Source organism: Nitrosopumilus sp. (assembly GCA_029862745.1).
In the GTDB taxonomy this organism is placed as follows: Archaea; Thermoproteota; Nitrososphaeria; order Nitrososphaerales; family Nitrosopumilaceae; genus Nitrosopumilus.
The window spans coordinates 88,269-106,580 of record JAOTWS010000007.1; the positions used below are offsets into that span (position 1 = coordinate 88,269).

Genomic DNA, 18,312 nt, shown 5'->3' on the forward strand with positions numbered 1-18,312 from the left:
CAAAACCAATATAGGGTCATATGTATATTATTTTTTAGTGACCAAATCAGACTATGAAAATTTGCTTAAACGTATCCAGGATAAACTAGAAGACTCTAGCAAAGAATCCCAAACTAGGTTTGAATTACCAGTAGTGGATGTGATGTGGGAAGGACAAAAGACTTTTTTACGTAATTTCTCAGAATTTCCTAAAGTTCTTCGAAGAGATCCAGATAAGGTTCTCCAATACCTATCAAAAGAATTTGCAGTTCCTGCAGAAAGATTGGGTGATAAAGCCATGTTTGTTGGAAGAAGAGCTCCCGATGACTTTACAAGATTATTTCAAATTTATGTGAAAAATTATCTTGAGTGCCCAACCTGTAAGAGTCCAGATACAAAAATTCTCAAAGAAAATCGAATCTCATTTCTAATTTGTGAAGCATGTGGAGCAAAATCTACTTTAAAAGGTAAATATGCGTAATGCAATTCTCAGTACGAATTACTGAATATCAAAAAAATTCCATGTTGAGCATTTGTGATGCTGATCTTTTAGGAAAAAAAATTATTCAAGATGAGTTAACAATGCATATTAGTGAAAGCTATTACGGGGAAAGATTTGTTGAAAGAGATGAAGCAGAAGATCTACTAAAAAATTCATCGATAATAAATATGGTAGGAAAAAAGACTGTCTCACTATCGATTGATCTTGGTATTGCCTCCAAAAATGGTGTGAAAATTATTTCAGGCATTCCTTTTCTAATTGTTTTCAAAATATGATATATGTTTGAATTTATTTCTAATTCTTGTATTATTTTTCATAATGACAGAAATCTCTTTTATCTAGTATCTTTACTAATATCCATTGTCTGATGATTTAATTTCTGATGATTTATTGGTTGATGACTTAAGTAGAAAAATAGAATCTAATGTTGACAATAGATTAATTTCTAAATCTCATCGAGGTGGTTTGAAGGATGGTTTCAAAAAAGGTAAAGTAATCAATGAAGTTTTGGATAAACCCACTGTTATGACTCTTTACAAAATGATCACAGATCATGTTATTGCATATGTTAATGGAGCTATAAGTGCTGGAAAGGAATCTGTAGTTTTTTGGGGTGTCGATGAAAATAATGTAGACGTTGCTTTGAAAATTTATTTGGTAAGTACTTCAAATTTTAAAAAACGTGAGTCTTACATTCATGGTGATCCAAGATTCTCTAATGTCAAAAAAGGTACTAAAAATCTAGTTTATCTGTGGGCGAAAAAGGAATTTCGTAACTTGATTCAATGCTATGATGCTGGACTTCCAGTTCCAAGACCCTTATATCTCACAAAAAATGTTCTTGTAATGGAATTTATTGGTTCAAATGGTTTTCCTTGTAAGTCATTATTATACTCAGAAGTAGACAAGGAAGATTATAATCAAGCAATATCTATTATTAAAGATCTTTATAATAAAACAAAACTGGTTCACGGAGATTTTTCAGAATATAATATTTTTAAAACAGAAACCGGATTACTAGTTTTTGATTTGGGCTCTGGAGTTGACATTAGACATCCAAATGCTCAAGAATTTCTTAAAAGAGATATTTATAATATTACAAAATTTTTTAATAAAAGAGGAATTTCTGTTAGTAACCCTGATGAATTATTTGAGGCGATTATAAAATGAGTTTTGAAAAACTAATTCGTATTCCAAATGATAGGATTGCTGTTTTAATTGGAAAGTCAGGTAATGTAAAATCAAAAATTGAACAATTATGTCATGTATCTTTGGAGATTGATGGTGAAACTGGGGAAGTTTTTATAAAATCACAAGATAGTATTGAAAAAATTCAACCTTTCAAAGCTATGGAAATTGTTATTGCTATAGGTAGAGGCTTTTCACCTGAAAATGCTATGACTTTACTACAAGGTGAAAATGTATTGCATATTATAGATCTCAGGGAATTTACTGGAAAGTCTAAAGCAAATATTGAAAGGATAAAAGGGAGGATTATTGGAGAAGGTGGTAGAGCTAGAAGAAACATGGAAAATCTTAGTGGTACACATATCTCAGTGTATGGAAAAACTGTTTCAATTATTGGCGATGCAAGTAAATTACGATTAGCAGTTGATGCAATATCTTCAATTTCAAGTGGAAGTATGCATGGTGCAGTCTATACTAAATTAGAAGCTGCAAACAGAAGAAATAAACAAGAAAAAATGAAATTGTGGGAAGATCAAGATGTCTTCTATTAAAGAAAAATTTAATCAAATATCACCTAGTGAATTCTTTTACAGTAATCGTGATTTAGCTGGATTTAGTAATCCTACACGATCCCTGTATACTGCTGTTAGAGAATTTGTTGAAAATGCCTTAGATGCATGTGATCAAAAGGGGATTCTTCCAGACGTTCATCTAATTATCAAGGCTGTTGATCCTGAAAAATCTGATCCTAAGCCCTATATTTTGACTGTAAAAGATAATGGTCCTGGAATAGATTCTAGTCACATTCCACTTGCATTTGGAACTGTATTATATGGTTCCAAATTTGGACTAAAACAAGCCAGAGGAATGTTTGGTCTGGGTGCAACAATGGCCATTTTGTATGGACAAATTACAACTAACAAACCTGTTATAGTAAAAAGCTCTGTGGATGGAAAAATACAAGATGAATTTGAATTGCTACTGGATATTCAAAATAATAAACCAGTTATTGTAAAACATTCTACTAAAGAAGTTTCAAAACATGGACTCTCTGTTAGTGTTTGTTTAGAAGGTGATTACTCTAAAGCAGGAAATAAAATAAGAGACTATGTATATGAAACTTCTTTGATTACTCCTTATGCATCAATTTCTTTTGATGATCCTAAAGGAGAAAAATTTAGCCATCCTAGATTTGTAAAAGATATTCCACCCCCTCCTACAATAATTAGACCTCATCCACATGGAATCGATGTAGAAAGAATTAGGAGAATGATAGTTGAATCCCAATTTGAGATTCCTACTATTGATGATGCAATGATCGAAAAAGTCAGAAAAGATTTAGGATTGTCAATGAAAAGTCTTAGTTTTACTGGAATTATGGACAAAGCAAAAAAAAAATGGAAAACACTTCCACGCCAAGTTAGAGTTGTAATTGCATTGATGTCATTTTTGAAAATGGATTTTGATAAGCTGATGAAAATTAAAATTGAAGATATTGACATGTCAAACAAAAAATTATTTTATTGGGATTTTGGTGATTCACAATCGAAATCAATAGACTTGGATCCTACAAGTTCTTATTTCAAACAATTAACAAATACTGTCCAAGGTGAGCCTTTAACCACCTTTCTAACTAAAAGATTTCAACGTATAGGTCCAACCACTGCGCTAAAATTTGCAGAGTTTGCAGGATTTAAGCCTGAAAAACGGATGGGCACTATGACCAATCAAGAGTTAGTAAATCTTAGTGATTCCTTGCAAAAATATGAAGATTTCCTTGCACCTGATCCCAGCTGTCTTGCACCGTTAGGAGAAGAATCGTTAGAAAAAGGAATAAAAAAATTCTTTAATCCTGATTTTACTGCTGTAGTTCAGCGCCCTGCATCAGCTTATTCTGGATTTCCTTTCATTATAGAAATGGGTATTGCATATGGTGGTGACATTAAAACTGGTGGACCACATGTTTACAGGTATGCTAACAGAATTCCATTACTTTATGATGAAGGAAGTGATGTAGTGCTTAAAGTTGTTAATGATGCTGATTGGGGTAGATACAAGGTAAAAGGTGATCCCCCTTTCATCATTGTATCTCATATATGTTCTACTAGAATTCCTTACAAAACTGCAGGAAAAGAAAATGTTGCTGATAGACCAGAAATAGAACGAGAATTAAGATTAGGGTTACAATACTTGTCAAGAAAATTAGCAGCATACATGTCTAAAAGAGGACAAGCCGATATGGCAAAAAAAAGAGCTAATCTTTATGCAAAATACATTCCATTAATTGCTCAATTTTGTACTGAACTGGCTGATAAGAAAAAAGAACCTAATTACAAGAAATTATTAGAAGATGAAAGTTCATTTGAATCTAAAAAGATAGTAAAGGAGGAAGCTGAAATTGAAAACTAGTAAGTCCAAAGAACGAAGTAAAAAGGCTGATGAAAAACAAAAGAATATTCTTGAGATGCTTAAAAGTCATGGTGCAAAAATATATGATGACTTAAATAATGAACAATTTCCAAAATTCTCAATTCCGAGTAGATCTGTTAGCAATATAGTTTATGATAAAAAACTTAGACAATACATTTTAGGAAACAATGCTGCTTTGAGAAGTTCAAGAAATTCTTCTCAATTAAGATCTTTTACACAATTAATGTGGCTAGCATTTTTTGCAAATAGATTAACCAAAGAAAAAAAATCATCCACCTTAAGAGATGTTTACTATTCATCACAAGCTTTCGCAATTGAGTTTGAAGATCAATCTGAATCTGATAACATAATTGTTGATTTAGAGGCAGTAACTTCAAAACCTCGAGAAGATTTTCACATTTTTCCTGAGGAAAGAAGCTCGATCTTTGGTGATTTAACTATAGAATATACTATTCCTGGATATGAAGGAAAAACTATGAATTTATCTAATCATCCTGATGGATACTCAATAGGTCCTAGTTTAACTACTGCAGAATTAGTAGATACTAGTGCTGAAATTGTAATTGCTATTGAAAAAGGTGGTCTTTTCACACGATTTGTTGAGGAGCAAGTTGATAAAAAATTCAAATCTATTATAATTAATACTGGTGGACAAGCTCCACGTTCAACTAGAACTTTATTGAAAAGATTACATGATGAAATGAACTTACCTGTAATTGTGCTTACTGATGGTGACGTGTATGGAGAACATATTGCCATGGTTATCAAATCCGGCTCAGCAAATGCTGCTCATCTAAGAGAGCTAACCGTACCTGATGCAAAATGGGTAGGAGTTTGGGCAACAGACATTGAAAAATATAAACTACCTACTATTCCTATGACTGAATCTGACATTAAACGATGTTATGATCTTCAAAAAGATCCTAGATATGAAGATGGTATTTGGAAAAAAGAATTGGATGTGTTTTTGAGACTAAAAAGAAAAGCAGAATTGGAAGCTTTCTCAAAATATGGGCTTACGAATATTACCGATAAATATTTACCACAAAAATTAGAACTGGCAAAAAGTCTCTGATTATTTTATTCTGAGTGTCAAGACGCCATTTCTGTATTTGAAATCAAATATCTGCATGTTACTTGCATCTTCTATGGGAACCTCTTTCGAGAAACCAGCAGTTCCACGTATGTATAATATGCCATCTACTAACCTAACTGCAATTTTATCTTCTGGTCCTGGTACTTCAGCTACAAATACAAATTCCCCTTCGCCCTTTATTAGATCATAAACCCAGTTTTTTGTTTCTTGTTCTCTTGTTTGAGTGTATGCTGGTTTTTGATTTTTAGTCATTTTTTTTAGAACTCTTACCCAGTAAAACATTGTCAGTGCTGCAACACCTATCAAGATAAAGCTAACAAATCCTGAATCTGCTCTTTGTGTCATAATATAGATAACTCCTAAAAATAAAATCACTATAATTGGTATTACAAAATTTAATGATTTCTCATTTGAATATGCTCCTTTGTAACTTGCCAAACAGTACAAATCAGTAACTACCAAATATAAAGTATCTATGAAAATTTATCCACTTTGAGTTAATTTGTATGAAATAAAAAAAGAATATTGGAAATATGTGATATATTAAGTTCAAAATTAATTAAACAAAACTGATCTGAAATCACTTACTACGATGTTTTGATAAACATTCTTTACAATAGACTGGTCTATCTGGTTTTGGTTCAAAAGGTACTTCTGAATCTGTACCGCAATCGGTACATTTCATAGGATACATTTTACGTTCTTCTGACATGAATTTCTATTAATTACCTTACATAAGAATCAATTAAATTTTAATACTTCAAAATTAATAATGTATTTCTTTTTTTTAGAAAAAATCTTCTAGATTCAGATTAAAATCAAAACTATACAAAATTTATAATATATATTCCATTTTTATTACCATTTTGAAAAATCCATCTGTTGATTGATGATAACAAATCTAAACTTACCACTAGTGAAATTGTACTGAGAGGAACAATAATTGCTGTAATTATTACTGTACCATCAATTATTACATTTTTTATTAGTTGGATAATTCTTGAAAATTTGATATCTGCTGTAATTTTGGGTGGAGTAGTTCATTTCATTGCAATGGGATTTTCACTAAAAATTTCTAAAAATGTCATGGTAAAAAAATGAGTTTATGGAATATTTTTTATGGTGTCGCAATTTATTACAAGATATGTATTCCTCTAAGATTGAAAATGATTTAGTTTCTGAAATTCATTTAGAACCCATTCATGCCAAAGTCTTCCTTTTGGTTACCTGTTATGGAAAAATGTCACCAGAGATAATTGGAAAAAAATTAAAGATCTCATTTAATGAATCTAAAAAGATATCTGAAGATCTGATGGCTTTTGGTGCTTTCATAGATATTTCTGAAACCGAATTTGAGGCAATGCATCCACGATTCACTTTAGTTAACATGTATCGGAAGATGTGTGAAAGAGAGAATATTGAATTCAAACGAAATAAAATTGTTGATAATATGGGAGCAATTTTAGAAAAACCCTATAATGATGCAAGAACTAAATAATGCTAAAGATGAGAAAAAATATTGAGTACTGACACTGAAACTTGTAAACATCAGCCAGTTTATTTTGGAGTTGTAAACATCAACATAGATGAGCGCACAATTGGTTCAATAGATGTTTGGAGATGTGGTGTTTGCAAGAAAAAATTCTGTGAAGAAAAACAACTTGGAATTGAAGAACTAGCTGACCTTGTAGGCATGCCAAAAATTGATTCAGATGCAAAATGGGCAGTTACAATCTGTAAACTACAAAAAGAAAAATACAAATGGAAACTAGTAAGAATAAAAGAAAATGGCGAAATCAAACACGAATGCCTGGATGAACAGGTAATCCCACTCAAAGTAAATAATTTTAAAGTTGAAAATGAAAATCATTGGAGCTTTTTAATTGACGAGAATATCAACAAGGCTGTGGAAATTTAATCTTTAAAATGGATCTAAAAGTTCACATTAACAATATACATGGAAGTCAGATGGCTGCTAAGATCATCGGTAATTTTACTATTAATAACAATGAATTTCGTTTTACCGCAATTGCATTTGGACGAATAGGGGGTCAAAATATTGGAGCAAAGATTTCTAAATCTACTGAAAAAGAATTAGAAAAATTAGGATATGATCCTGAAGAAATTATTTTGTTACTTCAGAGAAGCCTACTTCAAGGTGATTTAACCCTTCCAGAAGGTCTTAAACGAGAATCATTTGTTGATGATTAAAATTCTGCTTCTTCTAATGCCTTTGCACATGAACAAGTCCTAGTTTTTGGAATTTTTTCTATTAATTCAGTAAGTATTGTCTTTGTTCTTGCGACGTTTTTTGAAAGTATTTCAAGAACTTCTTTTGCAGTAACTGGCTTCTCTTTCCATACATCATAATCTGTAATTGTTGAAATTGATGCATAACACATCTGAGCTTCTCTAGATAGCTGGCATTCTGGAACAAGTGTCATTCCAATTATATCTGCTCCAATTGTTCTAAAAAATTTTGATTCTGCTTTGGTTGAAAATCGTGGACCTTCAATACAGATATATGTGCAATCTTTGTGTATTTGCATATTTTGATTATTTACTACATTTAATATTGATGACTGCAATTCTGGACAAAAAGGGTCAGCTACTGAAATATGGATGACTCTTCCTTTTTCTGAAAATGATCCTTTTCTTGATTTTGTAAAATCTAAAAATTGTGAAGGTAACACAAAATGACCTGGTTCTAACTCTTCTTTCAGGCTTCCAACAGCTGAAGGTGCAATTATCCTTGTAATTCCTAATTCTTTAAATGCCCAAATATTTGCCCTGAAATTAATCATGTGAGGTGGAATTGTATGTTTTTTTCCATGTCTTGGAAGAAATGCGATTTTCCTTTCATTAAATACTCCTACTGTGATTGTATCTGAAGGCTTTCCATAAGGTGTATCGATGTTTATTTCCTGTGGATTTTCTAACAATCCTGAATCATAGATTCCAGTACCGCCAAAAATTCCAATCTCTACATCTTTTTCCATTAGTACTTCACCAATGATTTACAATTGTAATTACTAATTTCATTCATTCCATTTAATTCTGCTAATTCTATTATGAATGCAAATCCTGAAATTTCTCCACCTATTTTTTCAATTAATTTTGCAGATGCTTTGGCTGTTCCGCCAGTTGCAAGTAAATCATCACAGATGAGAACTTTTTGTTTTTCTTTGATGATGTCCTTTTGAATCTCTATAGTGTCTTTACCATATTCGTTGGGATATGACAATTTTGTTGTTTTTCCAGGTAACTTGCCTACTTTTCTAATCATTATCATTCCCTTATTGTATCTTGAAGCCAAAATGCATGCAAGAATAAACCCTCTTGATTCTATTCCTGCAAACACATCTACATCATTGGGATGAAAATGTTTTTCAAATTCATCAGCAATGAAAGATAATGCCGATGGATCCTTCAAAATTGGACTAAAGTCTCTAAACAATATTCCTTTTTTAGGAAAGTTTGGATATTCCGCTATCTTATCTTTTAGATTCATAATTAATCACTCTATTAGGTGAAATAAAATTGTTTGATACTACTGGATCTTATAGGTTGTTTCAGCAGACTTCAATGCATCTGAAGCCTTGATTGTATATGTTCCTGGTTCTGTATCTTGAGGAACGATCCATGGTTGATTAATCTCACCGGATTTTGATGCCGGAAATGAGAGTTCTTCAATGACTTTTCCACCTTGATCAACAATTTCAATTTGAACTGTTTGTGTTGCCCCATATACATGAATGTTGATTGTCTTTCCAAATCCTGGAATTGCTTTTCCTTCATCTACAACTACTACCATTCCTTCTTGAATAACTCCTAGAACATTGATTTTTGTATTATCAAAGTTTGAACCACTTGTTGCCTTAATTGTCCATATCCCTGGTTTTGCATCTGATGGAATTCTAAATGACCCCTCAGAAATTTTTCCATTTTTATTTGAAAAAGTATCTCTAGTTTTAATTTCCTTTCCATCTGGGTCAATCATGCTTACAGTTAATAGATTGTTGGGGGATGTTTCTCCTAAAATCAAAACTGAATCACCTGGATGATAATCAACTTTTGTGGTGTTAATATCGATCTCTCCAGAGCCTGTCTGTAGACCTACTGTAAATGTCTCTGAACTCTGAGTACTTCCTTTACTAATGACAGCAGTATATACTCCTGATGAATATCCTTTCAAATCTATAGTGTGTGTTCCTCGCCCATCTGGTTCCAATTTAATTGATATAGCATCCCCTTTGGGTTTGTCGGAAGGATCAATTATTAACAAACTAATGATCTCAGATGCTTTCCCTGATAACGTAATGACAGCAGTATCTCCTGCTTTGTAATTTAACTTATCAAATTCTAAATTAACTGGGATTGTAGGCATTTGACCAATTCCTACATGAATAAATTCTTTGTATGTTTCCTGTGTTGCAATTAGGGTATATGTTCCCTCCATTGTATTTTGAGTGGTTGGGAATTCAAAACTTACAATACCTGATTCATCAACCTGAATAATATCTGAAGTAATTTCCTTTCCTAGTGGATCTTCTAATATTAATTCAATAGACTTACCTGGTAAAGCTGTACCATTAAATTTTATAGTTTGGCCTTGATCAAATTTTAATGTGATTGGAGTGATAATTATTTTTTTGTCAGATTCTAATGTCCAATTAATTGTTTTACTGCTTCTTCCATCTGTAAGAACTCCTACGTATTCACCAAATGGTCTATCTAATGGAACTAAGAGTGGCTCTACTTCCCAATTTCCTTTACTATCTGTTTCTGCTGCGATTGCTCTGGTCAAATCTCCATTTGGTCCCGTAATCTCCATTTTAACTGCACTATTTGGATTTCCGGTTCCAAAAATCTCTAACAAGTCCCCTCTATGAATCACATTTGGAATCCCTTGGATTGTAAGTGGTATGTTTACTGAATCTATAACTCTACTTGTAATTTGACCTACTCTGAGACTAATTTTTTTCTCTTCACCATTTTTGTTTACTATTTTAAAATCTGCTCTATCTGCGTTTTGGTTTTCTGGAATCTTCACTGTAGTCATAAAATTACCATCTTCATTTGTCTCAAAGTTGCCTATTTTTGTTGAATCAATATAAACATCAAACATTTGTGATGCTCCAAACTTCTCTCCTGTAACTCTTATTGTTGATCCGATATTTGGTTTCTCTGGAACTATTCTAAATGTTGACTCTGGAGAAATAGATACATCTGTATTTCCTTTACTATTTGGATCTTCAACCTCATTTGGTAAACTACTGGCAATTGATTTGCCTATGCTAATCTGTTTATCTTGTTTATCTAATGCTTTCCAATTAATACCTAAATTTGATTTGTCTGTCTTTACCCCAAATTTTACAGATTCACCTGGTTTGATGGATTCTGATGATGTAAAAATTATAACTCCTTGTGGTGTTTTTTCACCAACCCATCCTTTCTCAGTTTTAAAAGATGTAAAACTAAAATCACTTCCAAGCCAAATTCTAAATGCGGTGATATCTACATCTGAATCATTAGTTAATTCTAGAACTGTGGTTTCATCTAATGCGATACTTTTGACAGTTACTTCTTCTGCATGTGCTGGAATTAAAATTAATGTTACTGAAAACAATAATGCAATTGAGAGGATAATTCCCCTAGTAGAGGATCTATTCATGGAATCTAAACTTCTCATCTCTCACTTAAACCTTAAAGAACTTCTCTCATTTTTCTATTTCTTAGTTTAGTATTCCTTATGAGCAAACTTCTTAAATCTCAATGTTTGGCCTTTTGAAATCTGTCAAGGTCTGATTTTGTAGAAACATTTTGATACTGTCTAATTCTTTCAGCAATTAATCTATACAATGATCTAAACTGGTCTTTGGTTTTATCTGTAAGGAAATCAGTTTCTTCTAATGTGATTTTTTCACAAATATAACGAGTGACTTCCTCATTATCAAATTCTCCCCAATCGTCATCTCTGTGCTCTTGCCATATTTTTTTCAATTTCTCCAAAACTCCTCCACCTTCTTTATCTATTATATCCTGAGGAGTGAGATTTGAAAATCCTTCGTGTCTTAACTTAATTTCATAAGTTTGATTTACTGGATAGAGATAATCTTCGAGTGCAATATAGTCTTCAATTGATTCTAATTTCTTACCTTCTCTTTCAAAGAAAATTGTCTGAATTGTTGAAAACTCGTTTGAAACCAGCTGGGCAGAAATTTGTTTGGATTCTTGAGAATTATCTAATAAAACAAACGTCTTGTAACCATGATTCCTGTAAAAAATTGCTAATGGTAATACTGAGTTTTTGTTATATGCTGCAATAACGTTAAGTGGATTCATTGAAATATTTGGATCTTGTAAGAATTTATCAAATGCATTAAGATACATTGCATCAGACATTGTCTCTACAATAATTATCGGTCTTGAGTTTCTTCCAATCTCTCTATCTACAATAGATTCAACTTGACCTCTGCATAATCCATATAAAATAGGTGTTAGTGTCTTGTCATCTGCATTCCAATAATCATAAAAGATTCTGCTGAGATGCTTTCTCTTATCCAATTCTACAACTAGTAAGTTACCTGGTGTATAATCGAATATCATAAATGGTGAGTGTGTTGCATACAAAACTTGGTTTGATCCAGCCAAGTTTTTTAACAAATCTGAAATTCCCATCTGTTGTGTGGGATGAAGATTTCTTGCAGGTTCATCTAATAGTAAGATTGCTTCTTTTAGTTCGGCCCTCTGAGTTTCTGCTGCAAAGTTTACAATAAATGAAAATGTCCACTTAAAACCCTCTGCTCTTCGGTTTAATAATCCTGTATTTGTAATGGTTCCATCTTTATGAACATCTGAAATTACAACACTCATGATATTTCCTGGATTATATCTTAAGTCAACATGAATTGGATCTCCTTTCCATGCTGGATTTAGCCTCCTTGTTAATCTATTACTTGCTGCATTGAGAAGTTTGATACATTTTGAAGGACTCTCTTTGACTTCGTCTAACTCTTTGATGTCTAATTCAGCTAGATAGAATAAATTTCTTACAGTTTCTGCTTTGTCAAATTCCTCAACAAATTCAATTGAATTAGCTCTTTCTTTTTTCTCCTCTCTGAGGTATTCATTAAGGTTAATGTTTCCATAGATCTTCTTATAATCAGAAAAATAGACGAATCTTGGATGCAAATGAGACGCAATGAAATTTTGTATTGCTGTTCTTTCGCTTTCACCACTTAGAAGATTTGAAAATTGGTTTTCTGGACTTTCATAGATTTTTTCCCATTCTTCAATCACTTTGGGTTCTTGAATGGCTATAACATGAAATTGGTTACTAAATTCTGCCATCCCTTTATCAAATATCTCTTGACTCTTTGGAACTTTTGCTTCAAAGAATTTTGTATCTATTTGTATTCTCAAGTGATTAGGAATTGTATCTAAAAACTCAAAAATTTGTTTTGAAAAATTCTCCCATGAATTGATCCCTTTATTTTCATCTTCACCAAGTTTTATATCTTCAAACTCATACTGGATCTTTGGATTTCGATTTGTCCTGATTAATTTTATCTTTTTAATGTTTGGTAAACCTGGGAATTTTTCTTTTATGAGGCTAATTTCATGTTGATTTAATTCAAATTCGCCTTCTGCTAATCTCATTTCATCTTTTAGATCTTCACTCATCTCATCACAAAGATCTAGTTCTGAAACTATTTCATCCCTATTTAGCAGCGTTAGAGCTTGAAGAATTGTTGTTTTTCCACTTTCATTCCTTCCAACAAACGCTGCCAAGTCTCCCACTGTAATTTCCCCAGAATCATGAATACAACGATATGCTCTAACTCTGAATTTTCTAAGTCGCATCTAGCGATATTTAGTCGGCTACGATTTAACTCATTCGTCAAATTGTTCTGAATTTATCTAATTTTGCTAAATAGATATAAGGGAATTATAGATTTTAAAACAAAATGGCATCCAAGAGTATTTTTGTTGTATTTGTTTTACCTGTAATTTTTTCACTAATTATTGGTGTTGTAGTGTTATCTGGAATTCTTCAGACTCCTGATAGAGAATTAAACCTGTGGCCTATGTCCTCTTTAGATGGATTCTCCTCTGATAGTCCTCCAATCGAAATAATTGGTTTGTCAAAACAATATTCTACTTCTGAACCTGTAGAAATCCAAGTCAAAATTGATGATTCCTCATTTAGATGTGGAGATCTTTATATTACAATTTATTCTTCTGGGAAAAGTACTGCTATAACCCAAGGTGGATTCTTTAACCAATGCTTTGATGAAAACAATCTTCTTCCAATAAGAGATAATTTCTCAAAGGTTATCGAGACTCCAGGCTTGTATGAAATAATCATAGAAATGGTCTCAAAAGACATGAAGAATATTTCAACAAAGGGAATATTTACTGTTAAATAGGAACAAGATATTGAATAATACATAATAAATTAAAATTAGAAAATAAGGTGATTTGATGGTAAAGAAAAAAGATAAACTAATTGACGAGGCAGAAAAAATCAAAACAGATATTGCTGCATTAAAAAAGAAAAAGAAGGTACTTGATTCATCTTCTATCAAAAAAATTAATTCAAAGAAAATTGAAAAACCCGCAAAAAAATTAACAAAGAAATCTGAGCCAAAAAAATTAACAAAGAAATCTGAGCCAAAAAAATTAACAAAGAAATCTGAGCCAAAAAAATTAACAAAGAAATCTGAGCCAAAAAAATTAACAAAGAAATCTGAGCCAAAAAAACCAATCGAAAAACCTGTTAAAGTAAAGAAATTAACTAAAAAAGAATTAGAAGAGGCTAAAAGGGAAGCTGAAAAAACATTAGAAGAAGAATTAGAAGAACAACTTACTGATGAAGAAATTGAAAATTTTCAAATTGAAAAAGTCGATATGGAAAGGCTTACCAACAAAGTTTGTGATGTTTTAGCAGAACATGAATCTGAGGGAATGTTTCAAAGTGAATTGTGGAAAAAACTTAAACTATCAAGTCGTGATGGCTCACGCCTTTCCCTAAAACTTGAAAGAATGGGTACTATTACTAGAGAAAAACTTCTTGAAAATAATCGTTGGACTTACAAATTAATTTTAAAGAAGACTCCAATCAGTACTCAATCAATTGAGAATGCCCCCTGTTTGGTTTGTCCAGTTGAACAGAAATGTTCTCTTGAAGGAGAAATCAGTCCTACAAATTGTCAGTTCATTGAAGACTGGGTACTTGCCGAAATGAAAAAACCTGCGAAGTCCAAATGAAACTAATCGACGCTCGTAAAGATCACTATCGAAAATTGGCACATGAACAAGGTTTTCGAAGTAGAGCTGCATTCAAACTTAAAGAATTAAATCACTCATATCGTTTAATTGGTCCTGGTTTTTACGTTCTAGATTTGGGATGTGCGCCTGGTGGCTGGACTCAGATGGCTGTAAAATTAGTTGGTAACCAAGGAAAGGTGATGGGTATAGATTTGTCCTATGTTGAAGAGATTCCTGGTGCTCATATAATTAGAGAGAATATAGAAGATGAACATGTAATCGACGAGATAATATCATATTTTGGGCGTAAAGTAAATGCTGTGATCTGTGATCTTTCACCACAAGTTAGTGGAAACTGGACAGTTGATCATGCAAAGCAAATTTCCCTGAATTATGATTGCACCAAAATCATGGATAAAGTTTTAGCACATAAAGGAAATGCTGTTTTCAAAGTATTTGATGGTCCATATTCTATGGAGTTTAGAGATTATATCAAGAAAAAATTTGTTAGGATTAATCTTACAAAGCCTAACGCCAGTAGAAAACAAAGTAGTGAGTTATACTATGTTTGTTTAGGTTTTACTGGTTAGTCTGAAAAATTTTAGTTATTTCATTAATGTTTGCACTAGTCCTAAATCCAGTTGGATTAAATGCTGTTACACTAGCCGTAAAGTTATTTTGCTCTAAATTCTGTATTGCTTTTTCCAACTTTGGTGGTGATATTTTCATTTTTGATGCAATTTCATCTAGTGTAAAATATGTTGCTGGCATTTCCGATTCTGCAAGACATTTTTGAATAGTTTTTTCACAAACTTTGTCTACTTTTAAATTTGGAATTTCAACTAACATGTTTTGAATAAATTCTCTATCAAAAATATTTCCAATCCACAGTGGCCCTGCAACACTAATTTTTGAATTACATAATTTACATTCTTTTTCTTGTTTTGTTGATGTTTTTCTATGTCCACAATTTTTACAATGTAAAATATACCCAAGATTTTCTTTTTGATCCGGTCTGTTTAAGACTTTAACATAAATTCTATAATAATGCATTTCACTTTCTACAAACATTGGAATAATTTCTACTCCTAGTCTTGCCGCAACTATTCTTAGACAGCCAAGAACTAATCTGATTGCCATCTCATTCCCATATTCTACTCTAACTGGAACTCCACCGTATTTTCTCTTACATGCAGCTTGAAAGATACCATTTAGTACTTGAAGATCTGTAGCCGCAGTAGAAAAAATTCCACCATGCATGGTTGCCCTTATTCCACAGTCAAAAAATGCCGCAGGGGAGCCAAATGGATCTATATCAACCATTGAGCCTCTTTCTCCCTTTTTTGAATGATTACTTAGAAATCTACAGACTTCATTTTCTGAAAATTCAATATTTTTTAGATTATTCTGACTTGCTGAATATTCTGCCATTTTTAGTGCAGTTGGGTTAAGATCATTGATTATTGTATTTTCAACTTTTAGTTCATTAGATACACGAAGTCCCCTTGCACCAATACCAGACATACCTTCCAAGAAAATCCTTGGTCCTTGAAAATTTTTCAAAAATGCTGCATATGCAATTATTGAAAAATCTCTATTTACTTTTGCCTTTGGATTAAAAAATGCTGGTTCTTTTGGTGGAACTTTATCAGTCAATGATCTCTTTGGAACTAGAAGTTTTGTGTCTCCTTCGATAATCTCCTGAAAAGTTTCATTTGGAATTTCCAATTATTCCTTTAATCTCGTATTGGTTTAATACTTGTGGGTACTCACAAATTTGAATGTTGAATATTTACAGAATTGTTTTCAAAAAATTTGATTTCTAGATTAGTTTTTAGAAATAGATTTAAAATTAATTCAATATGATTGATGAATTATCCTATGTTTCAAATCATGTAAAAAATATGTTAAATGCATTGAATAACAGATTTTCTCGTAGATATCCTGAAATAAATAATCTAGAGAAAATAATTGAGAAATAACCTATATCCAATCATAATTTTTAATTTGTGACAAAATGAATTAAAAATATTCTCTGAATCTAACATAATGATTGCAACAGATTTTTTAAGACATGATTAATCGAAAATTGTTAGAATGACTGATATTTCTAAAAAGAAATTAGTAACACACAAAAATTGATTGAACAGATTTTTTATCCAAAATGGATGTTTAAAACCTCTCACAAAAATTAATTTTAATATTTTTGAGTATAAAATGAGTTTAATAATTATGATTTAAGAGAAAACTTGTGCAAATTTGTGGTGTGGATGATGCAGGACGTGGCTCTATGTTGGGACCACTCGTTATAGCTGGAATCTCATTGGAAAAGAAAAACCTCAAGCAATTATCTTCATTAGGAGTAAAAGATTCAAAAAAACTCTCTCCAAAATTACGTGAAATTCTTTATAAAAAAATTCTCAAAATAGTTGATGATTATTACATTGTAAAAATTTCTCCCAAATCAATTGATGCTAGCGTAAAAAATCATTGCCTTAATGATTTGGAGGCAAAATACATGGCAAAAGTTGTATCAAAATTAAATCCTGATACTTCATATGTTGATTCATGTGATGTCAATCCAACTAGATTTGGACGAAAAATATCTAAAATGTCTGACAATCATAAAATTAAATCATATCATTATGCAGATAGTAGATTTGTAGTTGTATCTGCCGCCTCTATTCTTGCCAAAGTAACACGTGATAGAGCCATTGTGAAATTAAGGAAAGATTATCATCTAGGTAGTGGATATCCTTCTGACTCTATAACTGTGAAATTCGTGATGAATTATTACAAACTGAACCATTCTCTGCCTAGCTTTGTACGTAAAAGTTGGAATCCTGTTCAAAAAATTGTAAAAAACAACTAGCTTTTGTATTTTGCAATTAGCATTGCATGATCTTTGTCATATGGATGTAAATCTATTGATTGTAAAATATCAAATTTAACTCTCAACTTTTCTTTTTCCTCTTCTACAATTTTTTGAGGAGATTTTGTAACATCAATACTTCTTGTTTTTATTACTAAAAAGAAATATCCTTCTTTTTTTAGAAACATGTCGCAATTATCTATTGCAATTTTTGTTTGATCAGGTTGTGCTATGTCTACATACACAACATCAACTTTTCCAAATATCGAAAAATATTCTTTTGGTTTTCTTGCATCCTGTAAAATTGGCATAATGTTTGTTCTAAATGATGCAACTCTGTCTAAGAAATCCCTTGCAACTCTACTTGCATGCTCTACTGCAAAAACTACTCCACTAGGACCTACGATATCTGAAATATGGCTTACTGTAGTTCCAGTAGATGCCCCTAAATACAAAACCTTAGTTTTATTTTCGAATGGGAAATAATCTAAATCATTCATTATTGCAGCTGCTAATTTACTTCTAGATGGATCCCATAATCTATATTCTACTCCTTTTTGAATAACTAATTTTTCTTTGTAAACTTGATTTCCTTGAACTAAATTCTCAGTAGCTATTTTTCTTTGTCCTTCTGATTTTACCCAAAAATATGATTGCTTATCTTCTTCCAAACTTCTTTCTCTTTTTGTTTGAATTTGTCCTTTGTTTATTATCTCCACCTTCTCTTCTTGGACTGTCAAATCTTCCACCTTCTCTTCTTCTTTCGCCACCTTCTCTTCTTGGACTGTCAAATCTTCCACCTTCTCTTCTTGGACTGTCAAATCTTCCACCTTCTCTTCTTGGACTGTCAAATCTTCCACCTTCTCTTCTTCTTTCGCCACCTTCTCTTCTTGGACTGTCAAATCTTCCACCTTCTCTTCTTCTTTCGCCACCTTCTCTTCTTGGACTGTCAAATCTTCCACCTTCTCTTCT

23 protein-coding genes are annotated in these 18,312 nt (G+C 32.0%); 14 read left to right on the forward strand and 9 right to left on the reverse strand.

Translation table 11 applies throughout. The features are described from left to right. Positions 1–37: 37 nt before the first annotated feature. From OEM44_08645 to OEM44_08670, 6 genes are all read left to right on the forward strand, one after another. On the forward strand, positions 38–460 hold the full coding sequence (locus OEM44_08645; protein ID MDH3516860.1) for a translation initiation factor IF-2 subunit beta: 423 nt from the start codon (positions 38–40) through the stop codon (positions 458–460). After that, the gene (locus OEM44_08650; GenBank protein MDH3516861.1) at positions 460–756 is read left to right on the forward strand and encodes a DUF424 family protein; all 297 of its coding nucleotides are present in this window, start codon (positions 460–462) and stop codon (positions 754–756) included. Before OEM44_08645 ends, OEM44_08650 begins: the two co-directional genes overlap by 1 nt. A gap of 85 nt (positions 757–841) precedes the next feature. Continuing rightward, the gene (locus tag OEM44_08655; protein MDH3516862.1) at positions 842–1,651 is read left to right on the forward strand and encodes a serine protein kinase RIO; all 810 of its coding nucleotides are present in this window, start codon (positions 842–844) and stop codon (positions 1,649–1,651) included. Continuing rightward, a complete protein-coding gene (locus tag OEM44_08660; GenBank protein MDH3516863.1) occupies positions 1,648–2,220 on the forward strand; it encodes a KH domain-containing protein in 573 nt (190 codons plus the stop codon). The genes OEM44_08655 and OEM44_08660 overlap by 4 nt, the downstream gene beginning before the upstream one ends. Further along, positions 2,207–4,078, forward strand: a complete 1,872-nt coding sequence (locus tag OEM44_08665; protein ID MDH3516864.1) for a DNA topoisomerase VI subunit B — start codon at positions 2,207–2,209, stop codon at positions 4,076–4,078. Before OEM44_08660 ends, OEM44_08665 begins: the two co-directional genes overlap by 14 nt. Beyond that, positions 4,068–5,174 carry a DNA topoisomerase IV subunit A gene (locus OEM44_08670; protein MDH3516865.1) on the forward strand — a complete coding sequence of 369 codons (1,107 nt, stop codon included), beginning with the start codon at positions 4,068–4,070 and terminating at the stop codon, positions 5,172–5,174. Before OEM44_08665 ends, OEM44_08670 begins: the two co-directional genes overlap by 11 nt. Here the strand turns inward: OEM44_08670 and OEM44_08675 are convergent, their stop codons facing one another. Both OEM44_08675 and OEM44_08680 read right to left on the reverse strand, forming a co-directional pair. Beyond that, positions 5,175–5,633 (reverse strand): Hsp20/alpha crystallin family protein, encoded by a 459-nt coding sequence (locus OEM44_08675; protein ID MDH3516866.1) that lies wholly within the window; start codon positions 5,631–5,633, stop codon positions 5,175–5,177. Positions 5,634–5,775: 142 nt separating this feature from the next. Beyond that, a complete protein-coding gene (locus OEM44_08680) occupies positions 5,776–5,907 on the reverse strand; it encodes a DNA-directed RNA polymerase (GenBank protein ID MDH3516867.1) in 132 nt (43 codons plus the stop codon). A 170-nt stretch (positions 5,908–6,077) separates the two neighbouring features. Between OEM44_08680 and OEM44_08685 the strand changes: the two genes are divergently transcribed. Genes OEM44_08685 through OEM44_08700 form a run of 4 tightly spaced genes read left to right on the forward strand, consistent with a single transcriptional unit; the run spans position 6,078 to position 7,406 of the window. Then, positions 6,078–6,296, forward strand: coding sequence for a hypothetical protein (locus tag OEM44_08685; protein MDH3516868.1), 219 nt, complete (start codon positions 6,078–6,080; stop codon positions 6,294–6,296). A 43-nt stretch (positions 6,297–6,339) separates the two neighbouring features. Further along, entirely contained in the window at positions 6,340–6,693 is a 354-nt protein-coding gene (locus OEM44_08690; GenBank protein MDH3516869.1) for a hypothetical protein, read from the forward strand. A 21-nt stretch (positions 6,694–6,714) separates the two neighbouring features. After that, positions 6,715–7,113 (forward strand): hypothetical protein, encoded by a 399-nt coding sequence (locus OEM44_08695; GenBank protein MDH3516870.1) that lies wholly within the window; start codon positions 6,715–6,717, stop codon positions 7,111–7,113. An 8-nt stretch (positions 7,114–7,121) separates the two neighbouring features. Then, on the forward strand, positions 7,122–7,406 hold the full coding sequence (locus OEM44_08700) for a hypothetical protein (GenBank protein MDH3516871.1): 285 nt from the start codon (positions 7,122–7,124) through the stop codon (positions 7,404–7,406). Here OEM44_08700 and OEM44_08705 read toward each other — a convergent pair. The 4 genes from OEM44_08705 to OEM44_08720 form a co-directional block, all read right to left on the reverse strand. Next, positions 7,403–8,194, reverse strand: coding sequence for an S-methyl-5'-thioadenosine phosphorylase (locus OEM44_08705; protein MDH3516872.1), 792 nt, complete (start codon positions 8,192–8,194; stop codon positions 7,403–7,405). The two genes, OEM44_08700 and OEM44_08705, sit on opposite strands and share 4 nt — an antisense overlap. Continuing rightward, positions 8,194–8,706 carry an adenine phosphoribosyltransferase gene (locus OEM44_08710; GenBank protein MDH3516873.1) on the reverse strand — a complete coding sequence of 171 codons (513 nt, stop codon included), beginning with the start codon at positions 8,704–8,706 and terminating at the stop codon, positions 8,194–8,196. The genes OEM44_08705 and OEM44_08710 overlap by 1 nt, the downstream gene beginning before the upstream one ends. Positions 8,707–8,745: 39 nt before the next feature. Then, positions 8,746–10,869, reverse strand: coding sequence for a biofilm-associated protein (locus tag OEM44_08715; GenBank protein ID MDH3516874.1), 2,124 nt, complete (start codon positions 10,867–10,869; stop codon positions 8,746–8,748). Positions 10,870–10,967: 98 nt separating this feature from the next. Continuing rightward, entirely contained in the window at positions 10,968–13,061 is a 2,094-nt protein-coding gene (locus tag OEM44_08720) for an ATP-binding protein (protein MDH3516875.1), read from the reverse strand. A gap of 104 nt (positions 13,062–13,165) precedes the next feature. Between OEM44_08720 and OEM44_08725 the strand changes: the two genes are divergently transcribed. Genes OEM44_08725 through OEM44_08735 form a run of 3 tightly spaced genes read left to right on the forward strand, consistent with a single transcriptional unit; the run spans position 13,166 to position 15,058 of the window. Continuing rightward, the gene (locus tag OEM44_08725; protein MDH3516876.1) at positions 13,166–13,627 is read left to right on the forward strand and encodes a hypothetical protein; all 462 of its coding nucleotides are present in this window, start codon (positions 13,166–13,168) and stop codon (positions 13,625–13,627) included. Positions 13,628–13,682: 55 nt separating this feature from the next. After that, positions 13,683–14,468, forward strand: a complete 786-nt coding sequence (locus OEM44_08730; protein MDH3516877.1) for a transcriptional regulator — start codon at positions 13,683–13,685, stop codon at positions 14,466–14,468. Next, complete coding sequence (locus tag OEM44_08735; protein ID MDH3516878.1) at positions 14,465–15,058, forward strand: RlmE family RNA methyltransferase; 594 nt, start codon at positions 14,465–14,467, stop codon at positions 15,056–15,058. The genes OEM44_08730 and OEM44_08735 overlap by 4 nt, the downstream gene beginning before the upstream one ends. On the opposite strand, the gene OEM44_08740 is transcribed toward OEM44_08735, so the two are convergent. Then, positions 15,048–16,196, reverse strand: coding sequence for a tRNA (guanine-N1)-methyltransferase (locus OEM44_08740; GenBank protein MDH3516879.1), 1,149 nt, complete (start codon positions 16,194–16,196; stop codon positions 15,048–15,050). The genes OEM44_08735 and OEM44_08740 overlap by 11 nt on opposite strands. A 523-nt stretch (positions 16,197–16,719) precedes the next feature. Here OEM44_08740 and rnhB point away from each other — a divergent pair. After that, entirely contained in the window at positions 16,720–17,340 is a 621-nt protein-coding gene (gene rnhB, locus OEM44_08745) for a ribonuclease HII (protein ID MDH3516880.1), read from the forward strand. Here rnhB and OEM44_08750 read toward each other — a convergent pair. Next, positions 17,337–18,080 (reverse strand): fibrillarin-like rRNA/tRNA 2'-O-methyltransferase, encoded by a 744-nt coding sequence (locus OEM44_08750; protein ID MDH3516881.1) that lies wholly within the window; start codon positions 18,078–18,080, stop codon positions 17,337–17,339. The genes rnhB and OEM44_08750 overlap by 4 nt on opposite strands. Next, positions 17,998–18,312: hypothetical protein (locus OEM44_08755; GenBank protein ID MDH3516882.1), on the reverse strand; the 315-nt coding region annotated here is incomplete at its 5' end. The genes OEM44_08750 and OEM44_08755, both read right to left, overlap by 83 nt.

Coding starts and splice junctions, on each gene's coding strand:
- OEM44_08705 (MDH3516872.1), bottom strand. CDS start 8,194: ATGGAAAAAGATGTAGAGATTGGAATTTTTGGCGGTACTGGAATCTAT.
- OEM44_08715 (MDH3516874.1), bottom strand. CDS start 10,869: ATGAATAGATCCTCTACTAGGGGAATTATCCTCTCAATTGCATTATTG.
- OEM44_08700 (MDH3516871.1), top strand. CDS start 7,122: ATGGATCTAAAAGTTCACATTAACAATATACATGGAAGTCAGATGGCT.
- OEM44_08725 (MDH3516876.1), top strand. CDS start 13,166: ATGGCATCCAAGAGTATTTTTGTTGTATTTGTTTTACCTGTAATTTTT.
- OEM44_08735 (MDH3516878.1), top strand. CDS start 14,465: ATGAAACTAATCGACGCTCGTAAAGATCACTATCGAAAATTGGCACAT.
- OEM44_08650 (MDH3516861.1), top strand. CDS start 460: ATGCAATTCTCAGTACGAATTACTGAATATCAAAAAAATTCCATGTTG.
- OEM44_08660 (MDH3516863.1), top strand. CDS start 1,648: ATGAGTTTTGAAAAACTAATTCGTATTCCAAATGATAGGATTGCTGTT.
- OEM44_08730 (MDH3516877.1), top strand. CDS start 13,683: ATGGTAAAGAAAAAAGATAAACTAATTGACGAGGCAGAAAAAATCAAA.
- OEM44_08690 (MDH3516869.1), top strand. CDS start 6,340: ATGTATTCCTCTAAGATTGAAAATGATTTAGTTTCTGAAATTCATTTA.
- OEM44_08720 (MDH3516875.1), bottom strand. CDS start 13,061: ATGCGACTTAGAAAATTCAGAGTTAGAGCATATCGTTGTATTCATGAT.
- OEM44_08710 (MDH3516873.1), bottom strand. CDS start 8,706: ATGAATCTAAAAGATAAGATAGCGGAATATCCAAACTTTCCTAAAAAA.
- OEM44_08665 (MDH3516864.1), top strand. CDS start 2,207: ATGTCTTCTATTAAAGAAAAATTTAATCAAATATCACCTAGTGAATTC.
- OEM44_08680 (MDH3516867.1), bottom strand. CDS start 5,907: ATGTCAGAAGAACGTAAAATGTATCCTATGAAATGTACCGATTGCGGT.